General features: G+C 64.6%; 20 protein-coding genes. 15 read left to right on the top strand and 5 right to left on the bottom strand.

What is annotated here, in order from left to right; translation table 11 throughout:
• Positions 1-7 precede the first annotated feature (7 nt).
• The 5 genes from leuS to holA all read left to right on the top strand — a co-directional run bounded on the left by leuS (position 8) and on the right by holA (position 7,264).
• Positions 8-2,581 carry a leucine--tRNA ligase gene (gene leuS, locus ACTSLZ_RS08495; protein ID WP_443094714.1) on the top strand — a complete coding sequence of 858 codons (2,574 nt, stop codon included), beginning with the start codon at positions 8-10 and terminating at the stop codon, positions 2,579-2,581.
• A gap of 9 nt (positions 2,582-2,590) precedes the next feature.
• Positions 2,591-3,541, top strand: coding sequence for a DegV family protein (locus tag ACTSLZ_RS08490; RefSeq protein WP_443094713.1), 951 nt, complete (start codon positions 2,591-2,593; stop codon positions 3,539-3,541).
• Between the two features lie 111 nt (positions 3,542-3,652).
• Positions 3,653-4,588: a helix-hairpin-helix domain-containing protein gene (locus ACTSLZ_RS08485; RefSeq protein WP_443094712.1), complete on the top strand. Its 936-nt coding sequence runs from the start codon at positions 3,653-3,655 to the stop codon at positions 4,586-4,588.
• On the top strand, positions 4,585-6,285 hold the full coding sequence (locus ACTSLZ_RS08480) for a ComEC/Rec2 family competence protein (protein WP_443094711.1): 1,701 nt from the start codon (positions 4,585-4,587) through the stop codon (positions 6,283-6,285). The genes ACTSLZ_RS08485 and ACTSLZ_RS08480 overlap by 4 nt, the downstream gene beginning before the upstream one ends.
• Positions 6,254-7,264, top strand: a complete 1,011-nt coding sequence (gene holA / locus ACTSLZ_RS08475; RefSeq protein ID WP_443094710.1) for a DNA polymerase III subunit delta — start codon at positions 6,254-6,256, stop codon at positions 7,262-7,264. The genes ACTSLZ_RS08480 and holA overlap by 32 nt, the downstream gene beginning before the upstream one ends.
• Before the next feature lie 96 nt (positions 7,265-7,360).
• On the opposite strand, the gene rpsT is transcribed toward holA, so the two are convergent.
• Together rpsT and ACTSLZ_RS08465 are read right to left on the bottom strand one after the other, a co-directional pair.
• Positions 7,361-7,624 carry a 30S ribosomal protein S20 gene (gene rpsT / locus ACTSLZ_RS08470; protein ID WP_129314416.1) on the bottom strand — a complete coding sequence of 88 codons (264 nt, stop codon included), beginning with the start codon at positions 7,622-7,624 and terminating at the stop codon, positions 7,361-7,363.
• A gap of 219 nt (positions 7,625-7,843) precedes the next feature.
• Entirely contained in the window at positions 7,844-8,374 is a 531-nt protein-coding gene (locus ACTSLZ_RS08465; protein WP_443094709.1) for a type II toxin-antitoxin system PemK/MazF family toxin, read from the bottom strand.
• 101 nt (positions 8,375-8,475) lie between these two features.
• Between ACTSLZ_RS08465 and lepA the strand changes: the two genes are divergently transcribed.
• Positions 8,476-10,332, top strand: a complete 1,857-nt coding sequence (gene lepA / locus ACTSLZ_RS08460; protein WP_178979847.1) for a translation elongation factor 4 — start codon at positions 8,476-8,478, stop codon at positions 10,330-10,332.
• A complete protein-coding gene (gene hemW / locus ACTSLZ_RS08455; RefSeq protein ID WP_443094708.1) occupies positions 10,329-11,555 on the top strand; it encodes a radical SAM family heme chaperone HemW in 1,227 nt (408 codons plus the stop codon). The genes lepA and hemW overlap by 4 nt, the downstream gene beginning before the upstream one ends.
• Positions 11,556-11,588: 33 nt before the next feature.
• Here the strand turns inward: hemW and ACTSLZ_RS08450 are convergent, their stop codons facing one another.
• Together ACTSLZ_RS08450 and ACTSLZ_RS08445 are read right to left on the bottom strand one after the other, a co-directional pair.
• Positions 11,589-12,005: a DUF4870 domain-containing protein gene (locus ACTSLZ_RS08450; protein WP_238692278.1), complete on the bottom strand. Its 417-nt coding sequence runs from the start codon at positions 12,003-12,005 to the stop codon at positions 11,589-11,591.
• A 141-nt stretch (positions 12,006-12,146) separates the two neighbouring features.
• Positions 12,147-13,010, bottom strand: coding sequence for a DUF3097 family protein (locus ACTSLZ_RS08445; RefSeq protein ID WP_129314412.1), 864 nt, complete (start codon positions 13,008-13,010; stop codon positions 12,147-12,149).
• 202 nt (positions 13,011-13,212) lie between these two features.
• Between ACTSLZ_RS08445 and hrcA the strand changes: the two genes are divergently transcribed.
• The 3 genes from hrcA (at position 13,213) to ACTSLZ_RS08430 (ending at position 16,200) form a co-directional block, all read left to right on the top strand.
• Entirely contained in the window at positions 13,213-14,226 is a 1,014-nt protein-coding gene (gene hrcA / locus ACTSLZ_RS08440; protein ID WP_443094707.1) for a heat-inducible transcriptional repressor HrcA, read from the top strand.
• Positions 14,227-14,292: 66 nt separating this feature from the next.
• A complete protein-coding gene (gene dnaJ, locus ACTSLZ_RS08435) occupies positions 14,293-15,423 on the top strand; it encodes a molecular chaperone DnaJ (RefSeq protein WP_129314410.1) in 1,131 nt (376 codons plus the stop codon).
• 9 nt (positions 15,424-15,432) lie between these two features.
• Positions 15,433-16,200, top strand: coding sequence for a 16S rRNA (uracil(1498)-N(3))-methyltransferase (locus tag ACTSLZ_RS08430; protein WP_443094706.1), 768 nt, complete (start codon positions 15,433-15,435; stop codon positions 16,198-16,200).
• Between the two features lie 7 nt (positions 16,201-16,207).
• On the opposite strand, the gene ACTSLZ_RS08425 is transcribed toward ACTSLZ_RS08430, so the two are convergent.
• Positions 16,208-17,125: a GerMN domain-containing protein gene (locus ACTSLZ_RS08425; protein ID WP_443094705.1), complete on the bottom strand. Its 918-nt coding sequence runs from the start codon at positions 17,123-17,125 to the stop codon at positions 16,208-16,210.
• Positions 17,126-17,352: 227 nt separating this feature from the next.
• On the opposite strand from ACTSLZ_RS08425, the gene ACTSLZ_RS08420 reads away from it, so the two are divergent.
• From ACTSLZ_RS08420 to ACTSLZ_RS08400, 5 genes are all read left to right on the top strand, one after another.
• Complete coding sequence (locus ACTSLZ_RS08420; RefSeq protein ID WP_238692301.1) at positions 17,353-18,432, top strand: PhoH family protein; 1,080 nt, start codon at positions 17,353-17,355, stop codon at positions 18,430-18,432.
• Between the two features lie 29 nt (positions 18,433-18,461).
• Positions 18,462-18,962, top strand: coding sequence for an rRNA maturation RNase YbeY (gene ybeY, locus ACTSLZ_RS08415; protein ID WP_129314530.1), 501 nt, complete (start codon positions 18,462-18,464; stop codon positions 18,960-18,962).
• A 6-nt stretch (positions 18,963-18,968) separates the two neighbouring features.
• Positions 18,969-20,255, top strand: a complete 1,287-nt coding sequence (locus ACTSLZ_RS08410; RefSeq protein ID WP_443094704.1) for a hemolysin family protein — start codon at positions 18,969-18,971, stop codon at positions 20,253-20,255.
• On the top strand, positions 20,252-21,325 hold the full coding sequence (locus tag ACTSLZ_RS08405; protein WP_443094703.1) for a GTPase Era: 1,074 nt from the start codon (positions 20,252-20,254) through the stop codon (positions 21,323-21,325). The genes ACTSLZ_RS08410 and ACTSLZ_RS08405 overlap by 4 nt, the downstream gene beginning before the upstream one ends.
• A gap of 110 nt (positions 21,326-21,435) precedes the next feature.
• On the top strand, positions 21,436-22,917 hold the full coding sequence (locus ACTSLZ_RS08400; protein ID WP_443094702.1) for an LCP family protein: 1,482 nt from the start codon (positions 21,436-21,438) through the stop codon (positions 22,915-22,917).
• Positions 22,918-23,013: the final 96 nt, after the last annotated feature.

Raw genomic sequence — 23,013 nt, 5'->3', positions numbered from 1 at the left:
AACCCTGATGAGATGTCCAGGCGGGAGCGTGCCCGGAACACGGACTTTCACCACAGACAAGCGCAAAGGAAACACTGTGCCGCAGACGGTTGGAGAGAATCCCTCACGAGACGCCGAGGAGAAGTCCTACGATTTCGCCTCGATGGAAGCCACGTGGGCGGACTACTGGGAGCGCGAGAACGTCTTCGCCCCGCTCGACGACGGTTCCAAGGAACGCCGATACGTCCTGGACATGTTCCCGTACCCTTCGGGAGATCTTCACATGGGGCACGCGGAGGCCTTCGCGATGGGTGACGTGGTCAGCCGCTTCTGGATGCAGAAGGGTTACGACGTCCTGCACCCGATCGGATGGGACTCCTTCGGCCTCCCCGCGGAGAACGCGGCCATCAAGAACAACACTCACCCTGCGGAGTGGACCTACAAGAACATCGAGACGCAGGCGGCGTCGTTCAAGCGGTACGGGATCGCGGTGGATTGGTCCCGACGGCTGCACACCTCGGACCCCGAGTACTACCGGTGGACCCAATGGTTGTTCCAGCAGTTCTACTCCAAGGGCTTGGCCTACCGGAAGGATTCGCCGGTCAATTGGTGCCCCAAGGACCAGACGGTGCTCGCCAACGAGCAGGTGGTCAACGGGGCCTGCGAGCGTTGCGGGACGCAGGTGACGAAGAAGTCCCTGAACCAGTGGTACTTCAGGATCACCGAGTACGCCGACCAGCTCCTGGACGACATGGAACAGCTCGAGGGCCACTGGCCGGATCGGGTGCTGGCCATGCAGCGCAACTGGATCGGCCGCTCCGAGGGCGCCCAGGTTCGCTTCACGATCAACGCGGGTGGCGGTAAGCCCGCCGACGAACTCTCGGTCTTCACGACCCGTCCCGACACCCTGTACGGCAATACGTTCTTCGTGGTGGCTGCGGATTCCGAGCTCGCTCTGGACTTGGTCGCGGAGGAGCAGGCCGAGGCTCTGGATGCGTACAGGGAAGAGGTCAAGGCCTTCTCCGACATCGAGCGTCAGTCGAGCGATCGCCCCAAGACCGGGGTCTTCCTCGGCCGCACCGCGGTGAACCCGCTGACCGGCGAGGAACTGCCGATCTGGGCCGCCGACTACGTGCTCGCCGACTACGGTACGGGCGCCATCATGGCGGTACCCGCCCACGATCAGCGCGACCTGGACTTCGCCCGAGCCTTCGACCTGCCCGTGCGGGTCGTGGTGGACACAGGGGAAGGCGACCCGGCGGACACGGGAGAGGCCACGACCGGCGCCGGGACGCTGGTCAACTCGGGGCCCCTGAACGGATTGGGCAAGGAAGAAGCCATATCCCGGGCCATCGCTCTGCTCGAGGAGAAGGGACACGGCGAGGGCCAGACCATCTTCCGGCTCCGCGACTGGTTGCTCTCTCGCCAGCGATTCTGGGGCGCACCCATCCCGATCATCCATTGCGCCCAGTGCGGTGAGGTCCCGGTCCCTGAAGACCAACTGCCGGTGCGGCTTCCGTCCGATCTCAAGGGCGAGGACCTGGCGCCCAAGGGGCAGTCGCCTCTGGCCGCGGCCAAGGACTGGGTCAACGTCGAATGCCCGAACTGCTCGGGACCCGCACAGCGCGACACTGACACGATGGACACCTTCGTGGACTCTTCCTGGTACTTCCTCCGCTTCGTGTCGCCTAATCTCGAGACAGGCGCCTTCGACCCCGATGCACTTCGCCGGTGGGAGCCGGTCGACCAGTACGTGGGCGGCGTCGAGCACGCGATCCTTCACCTGCTCTACTCCAGGTTCTTCGTCAAGGTCATTCGCGACCTGGGGTACCTGGACTACGACGAACCGTTCCGTGCCCTGCTGAACCAGGGCCAGGTGCTCAACCAGGGCAAGGCCATGTCCAAGTCCCTCGGCAACGGGGTGGATCTCGGCCAGCAGCTCAACGAGTACGGGGTGGACGCGGTCCGCACCACCATGGTCTTCGCGTCCCCGCCCGAGGACGACGTCGACTGGGCAGACGTCTCTCCCGGAGGCGCCGGCAAGTTCCTGGCCCGCGCCTGGCGGCTCGGACAGGACGTTTCGTCCGATCCGGACACTGCCGCGGACGGCGGGGACGAGGCACTGCGCCGAGTCACCCACAAGACCATCCACGAGGCCGAGCAGGCGGTGGATGCGCACAAGTTCAACGTCGTCGTGGCCAAGACCATGGAACTGGTCAACGCGACCCGCAAGGCGATCGATTCGGGACCAGGCACCTCCGATCCTGCAGTCCGGGAAGCGAGCGAGGCCGTGGCTGTCCTGCTCTCGCTCTACGCTCCGTACACCGCGGAAGATCTCTGGCACGAGCTGGGCCACGACACCCCGGTCCTGACGGCCGGTTGGCCGACCGTCGACCCGATGCTCCTGGTGGAGGACACGGTCACGGCCGTGGTCCAGATCAAGGGGAAGGTTCGCGCCCGCCTCGAGGTTTCCAAGAATATCGACGCCGAAGAACTCGAGCGCCTGGCTCTCGAGGACGACGCGGTCCGGAAGCACATCGGCGAAGCGCCGATTCGCAAGGTCATCGTGCGCGAGCCGAAACTCGTGAACATCGTGGTCTAGGCTGAAACGATGAATACCGGAATCGAGCCTCGCCGCCGGGTCGCCGTGGTGACGGACTCGGCGGCGGGGCTCGATCCGTCCGTGACCGAGCGCTGGGCCGAGGACGGTGGGTTCGCACGGATCTCGCTGCCGCTGATGATCGACAGCCAGATCTACACGAACAATGACGACCCCGGCGTCCAGGAACGCCTGGTGGTCGCCACGGCCGAGGGCCGGCGCATGACGACGTCGCGACCATCTCCGGGTGCCTTCGCCTCCGTGTACGAGGCGCTCGCCGCGGACGGGCACGAACACATCGTCTCGATCCATCTCTCGGGGGAATTGTCGGGGACCGTCGACTCGGCTCGTGGAAGTGCTCGTCAGGCGCCCGTACCCGTGCGCGTGGTCGATTCACGCAGCGCGGCCATGGGGCAAGGATTCGCCGTGGCTGCGGCCCTGGACGCCGCACGGGCCGGCGGCGGGCCGGACGAGGTCGAACGGGCCGCGATCGAGGCCGCGCAGTCTGCCCGGCTCATCTTCTACGTTCCACGACTCGATGCCCTCGCCAGGAGCGGGCGAATCCCGAAGAGCCTCGCCATGGTCGGGCAGATGTTCAGCATTCGCCCGATCGCGACCATCGCGGACGGGAAGCTCAAGTACCTTGAGCGGCCCCGCCAGGAAACAGCGGCGGTCAAGAGACTCATCGAGCTCGTGATCGAGGATGCTTCGACCGCGGTGGCGAAGGACGCCGACCTGTCGAGCCGTGGTGATGGCCGGGCCGTCGTCGCCCTGCAGGATTTCTATGGTGGCAGCCTGGCCGACCTGCTGGTCGAGAGGCTGCGCAGTGAGTTCGGGGAGTCGATTCAGATTCTTCGCTCGAACATCCCACCGGTTTTGGCTGTGCACACGGGTCTCGGTCCCGTCTGTGCCGTCAGCGTTCCGTCCCGCTGGGTGCCCGGATTGTCCTCCACAGAGCGCTGAGCCGGCAACAAACCATCGGGCCCCTCCACAATTCCGGGACAATGGCGTCAAGCGCCTGCGTCCGGGAGCCCAACGTGTACCTACGATGCCGGCATGCAACAGCAAGGACACGTGGACCCTTCCCGGACATCCCGGCCCGGTGGCTCGGTCCGTCGGCGCCGCGTCCACACGGCCCGTCGCGTCGGAAGGCCCGAAGCACGAGAGCGACTCGAAGCGATGATGGCCCGTGCCAGGGCACGCGAAACCGACGGCGTCGCGGAAGAGGCCTCGCCGCGGGACGCACCGGGCACCGACCTGGACGCGTCGAGGAATACCGGCGGCGTCCGGTGGTTCGTGTCGCCCCGAGCGGTGCTCGGCCTGGTGTGTCTGGCGGCCCTCGGTCTCCTCGTTTCCTTTGTCGTGAGCCCGCGTGACACGTCCTTCGAGGGCGCGAAGGTCATGGTTTCCGGCACGCCAGTGCCCTGGAACCCCGGGGCCTCGACCGCTGCGACCGGCGCGGCACCGGATCGGTCCCATGGCTCGGACGCAGGCCGGACCGGAGGGGCTGGGGAGGGCGCGGAGCGCGACGGGGAGGGCGACGTTGTCGTGCATGTCATCGGTGCCGTGAACCGGCCGGGGCTGGTGCACGTGCCGGAGGGCGCTCTCGTCGATGATGCCCTCCGGGCAGCGGGCGGTCCGTCCGGCGACGCGGACCTGGACGCCATGAATCTCGCGGAGACGGTTTCTCGGGGGGGGGGGCAACAAATTCGCGTCCCGACCCATGCCGAAGCCGAATCCGTTCGGGCCTCGGGGACGGGTACTGCGCCAGGTCCGGGGGCGTCTGCGTCGAGCGGGGCTCCCGGCGCGACGTCGCACGGCAAGGTCAACCTGAACAGGGCCAGCGTCGAGGAACTCCAGACGCTGCCCAAGGTCGGTCCGAAACTGGCTCAGCGCATCGTGGACTGGCGAAATCAGTCCGGGCCGTTCCGATCCGTCTCGGATTTGGACGCCGTGCCCGGGATAGGGCCGATACTCTTGGCGTCGCTGGAACCCCTGGTCACGGTATGAGGCCGGGTGGAGTGCTGGACCTCCGGTTGCTGCCTGCCGCGGCCGCCTCGTGGTGCACGGCGGCCTGGGTCGGCGTGACGGGATCGGGACATCAGTTTCCCGTCGTCGTGATGTTCTGGATCCTGGGAGCCGCCGGAGCCGGGGCCGCCGCCCTGACAGCCAGCCGCGGGTGGGCACGCGCTCAGGTCCTGTCCGGATGCCTGGCCGCCATGTCGACGATGTGCGTGGCGGCAGGTTCAGTCCTCTGGTTCGCGCTTCCGCCTGCTTCGGACCTTCACCGCGCGCTCCGAGTCGCCGCCGAGGGAACAACTACGGCCCGGTTGGACCTCGTCGTTGAGCCGGACCGGCGCGCCAGGGCGGTACGGTACAACCACGCTCCAGGGGTGAACGCCCGCGTGGTCGCCATCGAATCAGGGGGCGAAAGGGCCTCCGGATCTGTGAGGGTAACCACGTGGTGGCCGACATCCGCGAGATCCGGGGGAGAAGGGGCTCCGCACGCGAACAGAGATACCGCGAGGTTCGGGGCGGGTCATGTACAGGAAGCGATGGGTGGGCCTCAGCCGGGCACCTACCAGGTCACGGCCGTACCGCTCCGACACGACGCAGGGCCTCCTGACCTCCGGATTGTCTCTGCACAGCTCACGTCTCCCGCCGGAAACGACTCCCGGACCCGTCCGGATCAGTGGTGGAGAGCAAGAATGCGGGACACGATGTCCGCAAGAACCTCCCGCCTGCTGACACCGGATACTGCAGCCCTCGTCACGGGGATGGCCTACGGCGATGATTCCGCCCTCTCGGCGGGAGCCAAGGAAGCGCTCAGAACAGCGGGCCTGACCCATCTGACGGCGGTCAGCGGATCCAACGTGGCACTCGTGTTCCTTCTCGGCGTGCAATCACTGCGCTGGACACGCTGTCCGCGTGCTGTGACGCTCGCGGTGGGCGGCGTCGTCGTCGGCGGTTACGCAGCACTCGTGGGACCGGAACCGTCCGTTCTGCGAGCCACATCCATGGGACTTTTGAGCGGAACTGCGATGGTTCTCGGGCGGGGACGAACGGCGAGTGCGACTCTCTGGTTCAGCATCATCGCATTGCTGTGCGCGGATGCCTCGATGGCGGGCAATGTGGGGTTCATTCTCTCGGCTCTGGCCACCGCCGGAATCCTGCTCCAAGGGCCTTCGGCGCAGAGGATTCTGTCCGTGGTCCTGCCCGAGATCGTCGCGGACGTGGTGGCCATGACAATCGTGGCGACCCTGTGGTGCACGCCGGTTCTCCTGTGGGTCAGTGGGTTCTGGAGCGGGTATTCGGTTGCGGCCAACGTGGCGGTCGCACCCGTGGTTCCGGTCGCCACGGTCTGCGCGATCGTCGGGATACTTGCCACACCGTTGCCCCTAGTGGCCGACGCCACGACGATGTGCGCGGGATGGGGTGCTGGCTGGATTGAGAGCGTCGCAGAGGTCGTGGCGCGGTGGCCTGGGGCTCGCATCCCCGCCCTTGGGGGACTCGCACCCGTCGCGATCGCCACGCTGCTCAGCACAGTTTCCGCCCTCATCATTGTTCGTCTGGACCCGGCCCGAAGCCATAGTATGGAAACGATCCGGGCCGCCGACTCGCCTCAGATGTGTGACCGATCGGTCCGTTTCGCTCCACCGTTCCTATCCTCCGGAGATGCCAGTGCCACCTCGCCGAAGCAATCGTGAATCCACGGGACCCACGTGGCGTGACGTCGAGCCCGGGCCCGTGATCCTGCTCTACGGCCCCGAGGAGTATTTCGCCGCCCAAGCGCGACGGCGCATCGTGGCCGAGGTCCGGGCATCGCGCGGTGACGTCGAAGTTCACGAGATGTCGGCCAAGGACTACTCTTCGGGCTCGTTGGCGATGGCCACCAGCCCGTCCTTGTTCGGAGACGCACGGGTGGTCGTCGTCTCCGAGGTCGAAAAGATGAATGACGATTTTCTGGCGGAGGCAGTACCCTACGTGGAAGCCTCGGATCCGGAATCGGTCGTGATCCTGCACCACGGTGGCGGAAATCGAGGCAAGAGGCTCATCGACTCCTTGAAGAAGCAAGGGCACCCGGTGATCGAGTGCAAGCCTCTCAAAACGGATCGGGACAAGACGGACTTCGTTCACCACACATTCCGGGTCGAGCAGAGGCGCATCGAACCGGATGCCGCCCGCATGCTGATCGCTGCCGCCGGGAGCGACGTCTCCGAACTTGCGGCCGCCTGCCACCAGTTGATCGCCGATGGCCCGGCCACGATCACCGACCAGGTTGTCGAAAAGTACTATGGCGGACGGGTCGAGGTCACCGCGTTCAAGGTTGCGGATGCCGCGGTCGGCGGCAACAGCGGATTTGCGCTCCGGGCACTGAGGCAGGCCCTGGACTCCGGGGTAGACCCCGTTCCGCTGGTCGGGGCCCTCGCGGCGCGCGTCAGACACATCGCCCAGGTCCATGGGCGGCGGGAGAACCCGAATTCTCTGGCGAAATCGTTGGGCATGGCCCCGTGGCAGGTCGAACAGGCCCAACGGGACGCGAGGAGGTTCAGTTCCGAGTCACTGAGCCACGTCATCCGCGGTCTCGCCACGGCAGACGCCCAGGTCAAAGGAGAGGCGCAGGATCCCGTCTATGCCTTGGAACGTGCGGTTCTGAATCTTTCCACCGCCGGATCCCGCAGGTAGGGGGCGGATCGGAAGAAACCGACGAACGCCGCGTGAGACAACGAAGGGCCCCTCCGAGAACGGAGGGGCCCTTCGGCTCACTTCTCTAGCTGCAGACTAAGACAGAGCGTTGACCCGCTTGCTGAGGCCCGACTTCTTGTTCGCAGCGTTGTTCTTGTGCAGAACACCCTTGCTCACAGCCTTGTCGAACTTCTTGCTGGCAAGACGAAGGGCCTGGTCGGCCTCTTCCTTGTTGCCGGCCTGCACAGCGGTGTTGACCTTGCGAACGGCAGTCCGCAACTCCGACTTGTAGGCGTTGTTGCGGAGGCGTGCCTTCTCGTTGGTCAGGACGCGCTTTTTCTGAGACTTGATGTTAGCCACTTAAAAACTTTCTGTTTTGTCTAATAGGTCAGTGAGGGCAAACGAGCCGGATCTTGACTGAGCGGCGTGGGGATGCCTATGGCAATCCGGCCCGCAGTGCCCGATGACCATCGGACACACAGCTGTCGAGTTTATCAGAGGCTCGCGGACCGAGCCAGAGCGGACACGCGATGACGTATGCCACCCCGCGGGCGTCACCCACAGTATTCGATACGCACGCTACCGGCGGGAGTTCAGGCGCCCGACGACGTCGTCGAACCGCCGACGGTCGAGGGTCGCGCCCTCGCGACGGACGTTCTCGGCCTGGACCCGGATGACCCGGTCCACGTTGACCTCCGAGGGCCGTCCCTGGCGGTCCCAAGGTCCGGTTCCGATATCCATGTACCGGTCATCATGGTGGGCCGGGTTGTTGTGGTCTTTGCTCGTCAGCATCAGGGCAAGGAGGTCGTCACCGTCGCGACCGACGAGCAGCACGGGCCGGTCCTTGCCTTTCGAGTAATCCTCTTCGAAGGGGACCCACGTCCACACAATCTCTCCTGGATCGGGCCGACCATCCGGGTTGGGGGAGTAAGTCGCGGTGACTCGACCCGTGTAGTCACCGTTGTATCCCTGCGCGGCCCCACGCCGGTTACCTCGCGGGCCGCCGCTGTGACCGGAACGTCCGGATGGGTTCTGCGCCTTCCTGACCTGACGAAAGACCTTCCTGGTCAGCCTGAAAATACGGCTGATCGTGTTCGCGTCGACATTCATGCCCCCAAGCTTAGGGGAGAACTTCGCACCCCGCGCGAAAACATGGGAAACTGGGATACAATCTGCACCCGTGTGCGTCCATCCAGGAAAGGAAGACATCCGTGGCACCTCAGGCGAGTCAGGCCCCACGGCCCGCCGCAACCGATCCGGCGATTCTGCGCAACTTCTGCATCATCGCCCACATCGACCACGGCAAGTCGACCCTCGCCGACAGGATGCTCCAAGCCACCGGTGTCCTGACCCCGCGGGAGATGAAGGCGCAGTACCTGGACCGCATGGACATCGAGCGCGAACGCGGCATCACCATCAAGTCTCAGGCCGTGCGCATGCCCTGGGAGGTCGACGGGACCTCCTACGCGTTGAACATGATCGACACGCCGGGCCACGTGGACTTCACCTACGAGGTATCCCGTTCCCTCGACGCGTGCGAAGGCGCGCTCCTTCTCGTGGACGCTGCACAGGGAATCGAGGCCCAGACGTTGGCCAACCTGTATCTGGCCATGGAGAGTGATCTGGTCATCATCCCCGTGCTGAACAAGATCGATCTGCCCGCGGCCCAGCCGGACAAGTACGCCGAGGAAATCGCCAACCTGATCGGCGGCGAGCCCGAGGACGTCCTGAGGGTCTCGGGCAAGACCGGTGAAGGCGTGGAGGAACTCCTGGACCGAATCGTTCGGGAGATTCCTGCCCCCGAAGGCGACGCGGACGCACCGGCCCGAGCGATGATCTTCGATTCCGTGTACGACTCCTACCGCGGTGTGGTGACTTACGTCCGCGTGGTCGACGGCAAGCTGAATCCGAGGCAACGGATCGCCATGATGTCCACGGGTGCCGAGCACGAACTTCTGGAGATCGGCGTGATATCTCCCGAGCCGAAGGCCACCGACGGCCTCGGTGTGGGGGAGGTCGGGTATCTGATCACGGGTGTGAAGGACGTCCGGCAGTCCCGAGTCGGGGACACCGTCACGGACGGGAAGAAGCCGGCCGATGAGCCGCTCGGTGGCTACGAGGACCCCAAACCCATGGTGTTCTCGGGGCTGTTCCCGATCGATGGGTCCGATTATCCCGTGCTGCGTGATGCTTTGGACAAGCTCAAGCTCAACGATGCCGCCCTCATGTACGAGCCCGAGACCTCCGGTGCGCTCGGATTCGGGTTCCGTTGCGGTTTTCTGGGCCTGCTCCACCTGGAGATCGTGCGCGAGCGGCTGGAGAGGGAATTCAACCTCGACCTCATCTCTACCGCCCCGAACGTCATTTACGACGTTGTCGCGGAGGACGGTTCGTCCATGCGGGTCACCAGCCCCAGCGAATTCCCCGAAGGCAAACTCGAAACCATCGCGGAACCCATGGTGGCCATCACGATCATCGCCCCCAGCGAATTCGTCGGAGCCATCATGGAACTGTGCCAGTCCCGCCGCGGTCAGATCGGCGGCATGGACTATCTTTCGCAGGAACGCGTCGAACTGCGGTATCGGCTTCCGTTGGCGGAGATCGTGTTCGACTTCTTCGATCAGCTCAAGTCCAAGACTCGCGGCTACGCCTCCCTGGACTGGAAGCTCGACGGGCAGCAGGAATCGGACCTCGTCAAAGTCGACATTCTCCTCCAGGGAGAACGCGTGGACGCTTTCTCGGCGATCACGCACCGGGACAAGGCGTACGCCTACGGCACCTCCATGGCCTCGAAGCTCAAGGAACTCATTCCTCGGCAGCAATTTGAGGTCCCGATCCAGGCGGCCATCGGATCGCGCATCATTGCACGCGAGAACATCCGGGCCATCCGCAAGGACGTCTTGTCCAAGTGCTACGGCGGCGACATCTCCCGCAAGCGCAAACTCCTCGAGAAGCAGAAGGAGGGCAAGAAGCGAATGAAGACGATCGGACGGGTCGACGTGCCGCAGGAAGCATTCGTGGCCGCTCTGAGCTCCTCGGAGGAGACCAAGGACAAAGCGAAGAAGTGAGCCCGGCCCAACCCACGGGAGACCCCGCACCCCGCGACGGGCGGTTGCCCGCCTCCGTTCTGGAGGGAGCCGACGGCCGGTCCCTCAGTCTGTACGTCCATGTGCCTTACTGCTCCGTGCGCTGCGGATACTGCGACTTCAACACGTACGCCAAGGAAGACTTCGGCGACGACGTCGGGCGCCTCACCTATGTGAGGGATGCCCTCGCGGAATTGCGCTTCGCCGAGAAGGTGCTCAAGGAATCGGGCTTGCCAGCCCGGCCGCTGCACTCGGTCTTTTTCGGAGGAGGCACGCCCACACGGATCCCCACCGACGACCTGGTGCGGATCCTGGGCACGGCCATCGAAATCTTCGGACTGGAATCGGGCGCCGAGGTCACCACGGAAGCCAACCCGGACTCGGTGGAGCGCGAGGATCTCGTTGCGCTCAAGGAGGCGGGATTCACCAGGGTCTCCTTCGGGATGCAGTCGGCCGTTCCCCGTGTCCTCGAAGTTCTGGAACGGACTCACGAGCCGGCGAACGTGCCCAAGGTCGTCGGCTGGGCCCGTGAGATCGGCCTCGAGGTCTCCGTGGATCTGATTTCCGGTGCCCCGGGCGAGACCCTCGACGAATGGCAGACGTCGGTCGAAGCGGCGATCAGTTACCGGCCGGATCACATTTCCGCTTATTCACTCATCGTGGAGCCCGGGACCAAGCTGGCAGCACAGATAGCGCGCGGCGTCCACACCCCGGTCGACGACGACCAGAAGGCCGACATGTACCTGTTGGCCAGCCGCCTGTTCGAGGAGGCCGGTTACGGCTGGTACGAGGTCTCGAACTGGGCTGCGTCCGTGGAGAAACGTTCCGCCCACAACCTCGCGTACTGGCACAACCAGGACTGGTGGGGTATCGGGCCGGGCGCACACTCCCACGTCAACGGGACCCGGTGGTGGAATGTCAAGCATCCCGTGCCGTACGCGCAACGTCTGCGTGATCGGTCCTCGCCGGCTGCGGCCCGAGAGATTCTCGACGAGGACACGCGCTACATGGAGGACGTCATGCTGGCTGCCAGGATTCGGGACGGCCTGCCCCTGAACCGGTTGAGAGCTGAGGGCAGAGACAGGACGCCTTGGCTCGCGCAACAGGGTCTGATCGACCCGCAGGCGCTCAATGACGACGTCGTTCGCCTCACCCTCGAGGGCCGTCTGTTGGGCGACGCCGTGGTCCGAGAGCTCACTGCATGAAAGGTCTCGGTGCCCCGGCGGGGCACCGGCCTGTCAGCGCCTCCGGTGCGAGAACCAGTCGAAGGTGCGCGTGTTGTACTTGTACTGGTAGGGGTTCCCCCTGTTGACCCGGATGCCCGCAATGAGCGAGAACACGGCGAGGTAGACCCAGACGAGCGCGGCGATCAGGCCGAAGATCCAGCCGATGCCGGGCAGGACCGACAGCCCGACACTGACAACGATGATCACCGACGGCAGCAACGTGAAGTTCAGTGCCTCGCGCGCTTCCTGGGCCGTGAAACGGCCGCGGGTGCGCAACGTCGAGTAGATGATGGCGGCCGGAATGCACCCGATGACCCCGCCGAAATGGGCCATCGTGGCCATCGAGCGGTCATCCTTGACGCTCAGGGGCTCCGGGTTCGCGGACACACCCTCGAACGGTGGCTTCTTATCAGTGGAAGTGATCGTCAAAACCTCGCCTTGTCTTTCGGGCAGATACATGCGTGTCGGGGACACGCACTCAAATATTACCGGCTGGTCGCCGCAAAAGGGGATGCATTCCCCCAAACAATGTCACGGAAGTCGTTTCCGGGCCAAGGGGACCTCGGCGCCTCAATGCTCGGGCGCCGCCGTCAGGAAGTCGATGATGTGCTCGACCGGCCCCAGGATCCCCGGATCGAGGTCGGCGTAGGTGTTCACGCTCGCGAGGATCTTTTTCCACGCTCTGGCCCGCTGTGCAGGTGTCTCGTGGGGCCAACCGATGCGACGCAGGATTCCGGTCTTCCAGTCTTCGCCGCGAGGCACGGACGGCCACTCGCGCAGGCCCACCGCCTTGGGCTTGACCGATTCCCACACGTCCACGTAGGGATGACCCACGAACAGCACATTCCCCTGGGCCCCGGCCAGTTTCATGGCTTGGTCGGCCAACCGCGACTCCTTGCTTCCCTCGACCAGATGGTCCGCCAGGATTCCGAGGCGTCTTTGAGGGGAGGGCGCGAATTCTTCGATGATTTCTTCGACGTGGTCCAGGCCGTGCATGGGCTCGACGACGATGCCTTCGATCCTGAGATCGTCTCCCCAGACCTTCTCGATTAGCTCGGCGTCGTGGAGCCCCTCGACCAGCATGCGGGAAGCCCGCGCCGTACGGGCTTTGGCCCCGGGCACCGCCACCGAACCGGACCGGGTGCGCCCCGGCGTCGTCGTCTTCTTCGGCCGCGGGACCACCAGACGCACCGGCTCGCCTTCATACAGGAACCCGTCACCGAGCGGAAAGGACCGTACGGCGCCGTGCCGGTCCTCGAGGCCGACGACGCGCTGACCGCCCACGGACTGCAGGGACACCGCCGCACCCACCCAGCCGGATTGGACCTCTTCGATGACCATTCCCTGCCTGACCTCGAGATCCCGCGGCTCAGGGGGACGGTGGCTCAACCCCGCGCTGCCGAGGTCCTGGGGCCCCCATCCGTAGCGGTCCATGCGCTTCTCCTTGTGTGATGACGGTCCTGGATCGAGGACATAGGTACCGACCCAATATAGTCGCTCCGCCGAGAGCTGAGCACGCCGGAAGCGTTTTCCGACGGCGGTTTCGCGGCGTAGACTTAGCAGTCGAGCGCGGAGAGTGCCAGTGCACATGGCCCTCCGCCACCATGACCAGGACGAGCCAGTAGGGAGAGAGACCGTGAATCAGCCGCGCCGGCTCGACGTCCTGAGCGCGATCGTCGAGGACTACGTCCATTCGCGGGAGCCCGTCGGCTCCAAAGCATTAGTCGATCGGCATCGGCTCGGCGTCTCCAGCGCTACCGTTCGCAATGACATGGCAGCCCTGGAAGAAGCGGGCATGATCATGGCGCCCCATGCGAGTGCCGGGAGGATCCCCACCGACAAGGGATACCGGGCATTCGTCGACCAGATCGCGTCGGTCAAACCGCTGTCCGTGGCGGAACGTCGTGCGATCTCGAGCTTCCTGGATTCCTCCGACGACGTCGACCAGATGATGGAGAAGACGGTCAGGCTGTTGTCGCAGCTGACCCGCCAAGTTGCTCTCGTCCAGTATCCGACCAGGACCGGTGCCCGCGTTCGTCACCTGGAGCTGGTGACCATGGCGCCGAAATTCGTTCTCGTCGTGATGATCACCACTCGTGGCGGAGTCGGGCAGCGTGTGGTCGAGGTCCCGGAGGACCTGACTGAGGAAACGCTCAAGACCATGCGCGCGCAGTTCCTCGACGCCATCCTGGACCAACCCGTCGGCGAACTCGAGGAAGCACTGGTCCCGGCCGTGACCAGATGTGAGCCGATGCACCAGAAATCCGCCGCGATCCTGGCCGGAATGGTGACTATCCTGGGTCGGAACGAACAGGAGGAAAGGCTGCTCATGGCAGGCACCTCCTATCTGGCCGAATCCACCGAGGACTTCAATCGCAACATCGCCCCGATCCTCGATGTCCTGGAAGAACAGGTCGTGATGTTGCGGTTGCTCTCCGAGATCGACGACGACGCCCGTGGCGTCTCCGTGAGGATCGGGAGGGAAAACGCGGAAAGCCCATTGTCGGACGCGTCGGTGGTGGCCACCGGGTACGGGCCGCAACTTGCCTCGAAATTGGGCGTCGTCGGACCGACTCGCATGGATTATCCGGGAACAATGTCCGCGGTGAGGGCCGTCGCGCGGTACCTCTCCCGCATCCTGCACGAATAAATCGGCACGCACAGCCGTTGACGAATTGGAACCCACGCGGTGCCCACCGCAGATCAAGGAAGTTCAGTGAGCGACCACTACCAGACCCTCGGCGTCTCCAGGGACGCCAGCCCGGAAGAGATCAAAAAGGCGTATCGCAAGAAGGCGAGAACGCTCCACCCGGACGTGAACCCCTCGCCGGAGGCCGCTGAGGAATTCAAGCGGGTCTCGCACGCCCATGACGTTCTCTCCGACCCGGACAAGCGACGCGTCTACGACGCGACCGGAAACGAGAACGGAAACAATACCGGCTTCGGCGGCGGATTCCCGGGCAGCGGATTCGGATTCTCGGACATCTTCGAGACCTTCTTCCAGGGCGCCGGTGGCGCCCGGGGACCGGAGAGCAGGGTCCGTCAGGGTCAGGACGCACTGATCAACGTTCGGGTCAGCCTCCGCGATGCCGTGTTCGGAACCGAGAAGGAGGTCACGGTGGACACCGCCGTGACGTGCACGCTGTGCGAGGGCCAGGGAACCGAGAAGGGGACCGAGCCCGAGACCTGCGACGTCTGCCACGGCCAGGGGCACATTCAGCGCCAGGTCCAGTCCATTCTGGGCAACGTGGTCACCACCGCCGAATGCCCGAGCTGCCGCGGTTTCGGAACCGTCATCAAGCATCCTTGCCCCGAGTGCTACGGCGAGGGACGCGTTCGCCAGCGCAAGCCCCTGACCCTCAAGATTCCGGCGGGCGTCGCGACCGGCACCCGCATCCGTCTGGGAGGCCAAGGCGAGGCCGGAACGGGTGGCGGGCCGAATGGCGACCTCTACGTCGAACTGCGGGTCAACCCGGACGAAACCTTCACCCGCGAGGGCGACGACCTCCACGCCACGATGACGGTGCCCATGACCGCGGCCGCCCTCGGCACGACCATCAGCCTCGAGACCTTCGACGGCCCTCAGGACGTCACGGTCAAGCCCGGTACGCAGACCGGCCAGACCACTACGCTCCGCGACCTGGGCGTGACCAAGTTGCGCGGCAACGGCCGCGGCAACGTCGTGGTGCACTTCGACGTCGAGACCCCGTCGAAGTTGAACGACGAACAGCGCGAGCTTCTGAAGCGGCTGGCCGAGTTGCGTGGGGAGGACGACGCCGTCGGCGAGACTCTGCAGAACACCGGCCAGGGGTTCTTCTCCCGCCTGCGCGACCGCTTCCAGGACTAGAGGCACGCCGTGACGCATCCGGTTTTCTACATCGATCCCGAGTCCCTCGTGGCCTTGGCCCCGGGGGACCGGTTCGAGCTGACGGGAGACGAAGGCCATCACGCCAAGACGGTCAAACGACTCGGGGCGGGCGAGGCCCTCGACCTGGTCGACGGCGAGGGGCGGCGCATCGTCGGTACCGTGAGCGAGATCCTCCAGGACGGACTCGCGATCACCGTCGAGGAGGGACCCGAACGGGACCCGCGGAGTCCGGTGATTCTCGTACAGGCCCTCGCCAAGGGCGACCGGGATCTGATGGCCGTGGAAATGGCGACCGAGCTGGGCGTCCGAGCCATTGTCCCGTGGCAGGCAGACCGCAGCATCGTGAGGTGGAAACAGGACCGCGCCGCCAAGGCACACGCGAAATGGGCCAAGACCACGAAGGCCGCCGCGAAGCAGGCCCGGCGTTCGCTGGTACCTGATGTCGACCACCTGGTCTCGACCGCCCAGTTGGCGCGGGCCGTCGGTCCCGAGGACTCGATGATCGTTCTCCACGAGCAGGCCGGGCAGAGTCTTCTCGCTGTATTGGACGACCTGCAGGTCTCGCGCGGCTTCTCAGGAGACGGACGTTTGTTCGTCGTCGTCGGCCCGGAAGGTGGGATCGGTCCGGAAGAACTTCGGAGCCTCGAATCCGTCGGTGCCCGAACCGCAGTTCTGGGTCACGACGTCCTGAGGAGCTCCACGGCCGGGGCGGCGGCGATCGCGGTGATCAACGCCGTGACCGGCCTGTGGCAGTGACAGCCGTCTACTTGTTGACCGTGAACTGGTGGTCGTCGTAGAGACTGACCTCCTGATCCGATACGGCCAGCCCGGGGTCCTTGAGGTCCTCGGTCTTGATGTAGATCCGGATCGTGTAGTCTCCCTCGGCCAGGTTTCGGCTGAACTGAATCTCCTGGAGCCCGGAGTCGTCGCCGGAGAGATCTTCCGATCCTGCCGCGACTTCGGAACCATTCTTGCGGATGTCCCAGTAGACCCGGGACGCCACATTGGTGGCCACCATTTTGACCGTGGTCGTGGTGCCGAATACGGAATTCTGCTCCGGATCGATGATCCACAGCGGGGCCGCGACGGCTTCGTCCCTGACGACGGTCTGGCCCAGCGTCTGATTTCCGAATTTGTATCCGCGGTGCCCGTCGACCAGCACGATGACCTTGGTGCTGGGCCCGGCATCCGAGATTCCGCCCACGGCGGCTGAGGCGGTCGCGGTGTACACCAGTTGCTGCACGGCCAGGTTGGCCTCGTCGGCAGATATCGAGTGGTCGAAGGCGTCGGAGGACAGGTCCAGCGTCAGGGTTCCGTCCTTCGACATGGAGGATCCGACCGAGCTCGCGGGATTCCATGGGTTGTGGTAGTCGGGGTCGCGAGGCTGGACCCGTGTCAGCATGGACACCGCGGTCGCCACGACGTCGCCCCTCGACGCGGCGTCGTCCGCCTTGTAGTCGTGATATTCCCGGTAGAGGAACGAGGATTTGCCGGTGGCGCCGATCCAGTACAGCGGAACCTTGAGGGCCGACGGCGAGGCCTCCGAGGTCGGGGACGCCGATTCTTCGGACTCACCCACCTGGTTCGCGGCATCGAGCAAACCACAACCGCTCAGCACACTGGGGAGCACGAAGAGGCCCGCGACAACCCCGGCGGCGGGGCGCCATGCGCGTGAGATCATGTCCTCGGCCTCCAGATCAGGTCGCGGCCTCTGGGCCGCGGGGTCCGTGGGTCCAGTCTACGGTGTCGGGTGGTATCCGGGTGGCCTCGGTGTGTTCCGAGCCCGTCGCTCAGCTGTCAGAGGAGACTCGTGGTGACCCTGACTCGGGACCGGTAGTCTGGAACAATCACCGGATCCCCAGCACGGCGGGTTCGCAACCCTTTGAAGGAGAGGTTATTCCGCATTTGATGACAGCATCCACACCAGGTTCTTCTCGCCCCCTGTCCGTTTCGAGGAGTTACACGTTCCGAAGCCGAGAGTCGATGGTGGAGGTCCTCGGACCGCAGGATTCGTCGTTGCTGATCATCGAGCAGTCCTTCACGGAGGTCTCCGTGGCGGCCAAGGAACTCGACGTCGTTGTCACCGGCCCCTCGGCGCAGGTCGACCTGGTCATTCGGCTCTTCGAGGAATTGGAGGTCCTGTCTTCCCAGGAAGGTGTGATCAGTGCTGAGGTCGTCAAACGACTGGTGGACTTGCTGATCAAGAACATGTCGGCGGCCTCTCCGAGCATGACCCAGAACATTCTTTCTTCTCGCGGACGCAAGATCCGACCGAAGACCCTCAACCAGTCCAAGTACGTCGAGGCCATCGACTCGAACACCATCGTCTTCGGCATCGGGCCTGCGGGCACGGGCAAGACGTATTTGGCCATGGCCAAGGCCGTGCAGGCCCTTCAGTCGAAAGAAGTCAACCGCATCATCCTCACCCGTCCGGCCGTGGAAGCGGGGGAGAACCTCGGGTTCCTGCCGGGCAGTCTCAATGAGAAGATCGACCCCTACCTCCGGCCGCTCTACGATGCGCTGCACGACATGATGGAACCCGAATCCATCCCGCGCCTGATGGAGGCCGGAACCATTGAGGTGGCACCCCTGGCGTACATGCGTGGTCGCACCCTGAATGATGCGTTCGTGATCCTGGACGAGGCCCAGAACACCACGGCCGAGCAGATGAAGATGTTCCTGACGCGCCTGGGGTTCGGTTCCAAGATCGTTGTGACCGGAGATGTGACCCAGGTCGATTTGCCGACCGGTTCGGCGTCGGGGTTGCGGCAGGTGCGCAACATTCTGAACGACGTCGAGGACATCCACTTCTCGCAGCTCGAGGCCGTCGACGTCGTTCGGCACCAGCTCGTGAGCGACATCGTGACGGCTTACGGGCAGTGGGAGGATCAGCAGCAGTCCGTGTCCCACCGACGGTCGGGAGGCCGCCGTGAGCGGCGCGGAACGGACTCGCAGCGGGATCACCGTCCGGAAGGAGACGCGCAGTGAACGCCGACCAGGCTGACGCGGAGGAAAGGTTGCCGTTCGTCGAGATAGAAGCCTCCGAACCTGAGACCCCGGCGGAGGAGACCGCCTTCGCCGAGGCAGATCTTGCACAATTGCGGGCCTTGGTCGCTTTTGCCTTCGACGCATTGCACGTGTCTGCCCGTACCGAGGCTTCGGTGGCCCTGGTCGGGGAAGCAGAGATGGAAGAGCTCCACCTCCGTTGGATGGATCTGGCCGGACCGACGGACGTCATGTCCTTCCCGATGGACGAGATGCGTCCCGGTTCCCCGGACCAACCGGCCGAGGGCACGTTGGGCGACATCGCGGTGTGCCCCACGGTCGCGTCCCGCCAGGCACAGGCCGCAGGCCACAGTACGGCCGACGAACTGTGCCTGCTCACGGTGCACGGTATCCTGCACTGCCTGGGCTACGACCACGGCACCCGTGACGAGGAAAAAGAAATGTTCGCTCTCCAGCGCGGGATCCTCGAAGAATTCCTGGGCCACGCGGCACCCGTGGAAACGAGGCACTGACCAGGCATGATCACGGCACTTCTCGCCTTGGCGACACTGCTGCTGCTGGGCGTCGCTTTCGTCCTGACAGCCGCGGAATCAGCTTTCACCTACCTGCCTCGACACGATGCCGAAAAGGCCTCGCAGGCCGACGCGCGTCGGAGCCTGAAAAAGGTTCTCGAGGATCCCCGACCCTGCATGCACGCCCTGAGGTTCGCCCGCATTTTCTGCGAGTCCCTGGTCTCGGTGATTCTGACGATCCTGTTCCTGCAATTCATCCCGATGGTGTGGCTCTCCGCGCTGATCGCCGTCGTGATTGCAACGTTGCTCGGATTCGTGCTGATCGGGGTTTCGCCCCGCCACGTCGGACGATCGCATCCGTTGACCGTTGCCGCGAGAACTTCAGGGTTCCTTCTGGTGATTACCGCAATTCTGGGCCCACTGCCTCGATGGCTCATGCGTGGCGGATCGGCATTCTCGCAGCCCGAGGACGAGAACGCGGGGTTCTTCACGGAAGAAGAATTGCGCGAATTCGTCGACCGGGCCAGCGGGACGGACGTCATCGAGGACAGCGAGGCGGCGATGCTGCATTCGATCTTCGAACTGGACGACACCCGTATCCGCGCGGTCATGGTCCCTCGGACGGACACCGTGACGTTCGACCTGGACGACACCGTGGAGAACGCCCTCAATCTGTTTCTCCGTTCGGGTTACTCCCGTATACCGGTTCTTGGCGAGGATTTCGACGACGTCCGGGGCTTTCTGTACCTCAAGGACGTTGCGGAGGCCATCCTGCCCCGGCAGGACCGTCGGACCGGGGCAAGCGTTCAGGTGTTGCTCAGGCCGGCGCGATTCGTCCCGGAGTCCCAGAAGGTTTCGGAGCTGCTTCCCCAAATGCAGAGGGAAGGCACTCACGTGGCCGTCGTCGTCGACGAATACGGCGGAACGGCCGGGTTGGTCACGCTCGAGGATCTGATCGAGGAGCTGGTCGGGGAGATCGTGGACGAGTACGACACGGTCGAACCGGAGGTGACACCCGAAGGCGACGCGTACCGTGTCTCGGCCCGCATGAGCGTCGGGGACCTCGGCGAACTGTTCGATATCGACCTCGAGGACGACGACGTCGACTCCGTCGGGGGCCTTCTGGCCAAGGCGCTGGGACGAGTCCCGATCGTCGGATCGACCGCCGCGATCTACGGGATCCGGCTCAAAGCGGTTAAACTCGAAGGACGGCGGAACCGGGTCGGCACCGTGCTCGCGTGGCGGGAACCCTCGGAGGAAGACAGCGACGGGCAGGAGACCCCGGAGGAATGAACATGGAATTTGCAAGCGTACCGGAGGACTACGTCGCCGGATTCGCCGTCCTGGTGGGTCGACCGAACGCGGGAAAATCCACGTTGACCAATGCACTGGTAGGTCAGAAGGTCGCGATCACATCGAACCGACCCCAGACGACCCGTCACACGATTCGCGGCATCGTGCACCGGGAGCACTCGCAACTGATCCTGATCGACACGCCAGGACTGCACCGTCCCCGCACCCTCTTGGGCGAGCGTCTGAACGACCTCGTTGCCGAGACGCTGTCCGAGGTGGACGTCATCGGTTTCTGCATCCCTGCCGACGAGAAGATCGGTCCCGGCGATCGGTACATTGCCGCCCAACTCGCGGCGGCAGGCAACAAGCCGATCGTCGCCATCGTGACGAAGGCCGACAAGGTCCCTTCCGACCGTCTTGCCGAACAGCTCATCGCCGTCACGGCCCTCGGCAATGAGGTCATGACGGCCGAAAGACGCGCCCGCGCAGAGCGTGCCCAGCGTCAGTCCCGTCGTCGCGGGCGAACAACGGTCGACGTTCGCGCCGAACAGACCATGGACGCCGTCTCGTCCTCGCAGCCCGCCGACGACGGCCAGGGCGGCTGGGCCGACATCATTCCGGTCTCGGCGGTCAAGGACTACCAGGTCGACGGCGTGTCCGAGGTCCTGAGCCACCACCTGCCAGATTCTCCGCCGCTCTACCCCGATGGTGACCTCACCGATGAGCCCGAGGCCGTGATGGTCGGCGAACTCGTCCGTGAGGCCGCACTCGAGGGAGTCCGCGACGAGTTGCCCCATTCCGTGGCCGTCACCGTGGAAGAAATGAACGACCGCGAGGGCCGTCCCGAGGACGACCCCATGGTGGATGTCCACGTGAACCTCTTCGTGGAGCGGGATTCCCAGAAAGCGATCATCATCGGCAAAGGCGGGTCGCGGTTGCGCGAGATCGGAACCAAGGCGCGGCAAGGTATCGAGCCGTTGTTGGGCGCCAAAGTCTATCTGAGCATCCACGTCAAGGTGGCCAAGGATTGGCAACGTGATCCGAGGGCCCTGGGACGGCTCGGCTTCTAGCACATTCACACGGAAGAGGAAGAAAACTCTGCGCGGAAGGGTTGGGAATCTGACGACCCGGCCCCGTACAGTGTCTTAAGAATTTTGAGGCCTTTTCGAGAGGAATGTTTGTGCCCCAGTCGCCCGAGACATCGAATGAAGCGCGAACGCCGCGCGTCGATCCCCGCGGTCGCCACTACAAGAACCGTGCGCAGAAGTCGAAGCGTGGCCTCTGGCTCTCGCTGTGCTGCGTAGGCTTGTTGATCGTCGTCATGGGCGCTGGCGGCTTTGCCGCAATGCGTTTGCGGTCCAACGTCTCGACCGAAGCGTTGAATCTGGGCTCGGGGATGAATGGCGACAAGGAGCTCTCGGACGGTCCTCTGGACATCCTCGTGATCGGTTCGGACACCCGTACGGGCAACAACGGAGACTACGGAGACCAAGCGGACGCCGAAGGCGGCGCCAGGTCCGACGTCATGATGTTGATGCAGATCAGCGAAGACCACAAGAAGGTCAACGTCCTGTCCTTCCCTCGCGATCTCATGGTGGACATTCCGCAGTGCAAGGGCTCCGACGGAAAGACGTACCCGCCGTCCGAGGACACCCAGATCAACGAGTCCCTCAACAACGGGGGACCGGGGTGCACCGTGGCGACGATCAACAAGATCACCGGCGTCAATATCGACCACTTCATGCTCGTTGACTTCAACGCGGTCAAGCAGCTCAGCACGGTCGTGGGAGGCGTCAACGTGTGCGTGACGCGACCCGTCAAGGACGAGTACTCGGGATTGGACCTTCCGGCGGGACATTCCGATGTCAAGGGCGAGCAGGCACTGTCCTTCTTGCGGTCGCGTCATGGTTTCGGCGACGGGTCCGATACCAGCCGCATCCAGGCCCAGCAGGGCTTCCTGGCTTCCCTCATGAGGAAGGTCAAGGAGCAGGGAACGCTGTCGAACCCCGGCAAGATGTACGGCATTGCGGAAGCCATCACGCAGAACGTCACCGTGGACAACGGGTTCACGGATCCTGCGACCTTCGTCGACATCGGAAAGATTCTCTCGGGCGTGGATCTGTCCGACATCGTCTTCGCGACTGCGCCGACCGAGCCGTACGTCAATGACGAGAACAAGCTGCAGCTGTCCGCCGAGTCCGATCAGGTGTTCAAGACGCTCCAGAAGGACGGATCGCTGGCCGACAAGAACGACGACTCTTCCCAGGGCGGGGGAGACGAGGAAAAAAAGGACATCGACCGTTCCGCACCGGTTGCGATGACGGATGCTTCGGGTACCGAGGGCCGGGCCAAGTCCCTGAGCGGCAAGGTCGAGGAGATGGGATACTCCAACGTGACCTACCAGGACCTGGGGCAACCGTCGGAGTCCACGACCATCCAGTACGCCCCCGGCTACCAGGATCAGGCCCAGGAGATCGCCAACAAGTTCGGAGTCTCCCAGGACCAGGTGGTTGAGAGCTCCGCGATCTCGGGTATCGGCGTGACGGTAGGCCAGGACTTCACGTCCGGGGATACCGTCAAGAAGGACGATTCCTCGATCGTGGGCGGCGCCAACGGGCAGACCGCTGATCAGCAGACCTGCCAGCAGACGTTCTCCTACTGATCCCCGCCGACACCGACCCGGCCCCGCGACGTCCACATTGTGGGACGGCACGGGGCCGGTCGCGCGTGGCGTCCCAGGCGAGTGATACTTTGATTC

The organism is Rothia koreensis, from assembly GCF_052232265.1.
GTDB classification, from domain to species: domain Bacteria; phylum Actinomycetota; class Actinomycetes; order Actinomycetales; family Micrococcaceae; genus Rothia; species Rothia koreensis.
This window is presented reverse-complemented; position numbering and strand designations above follow the sequence as displayed.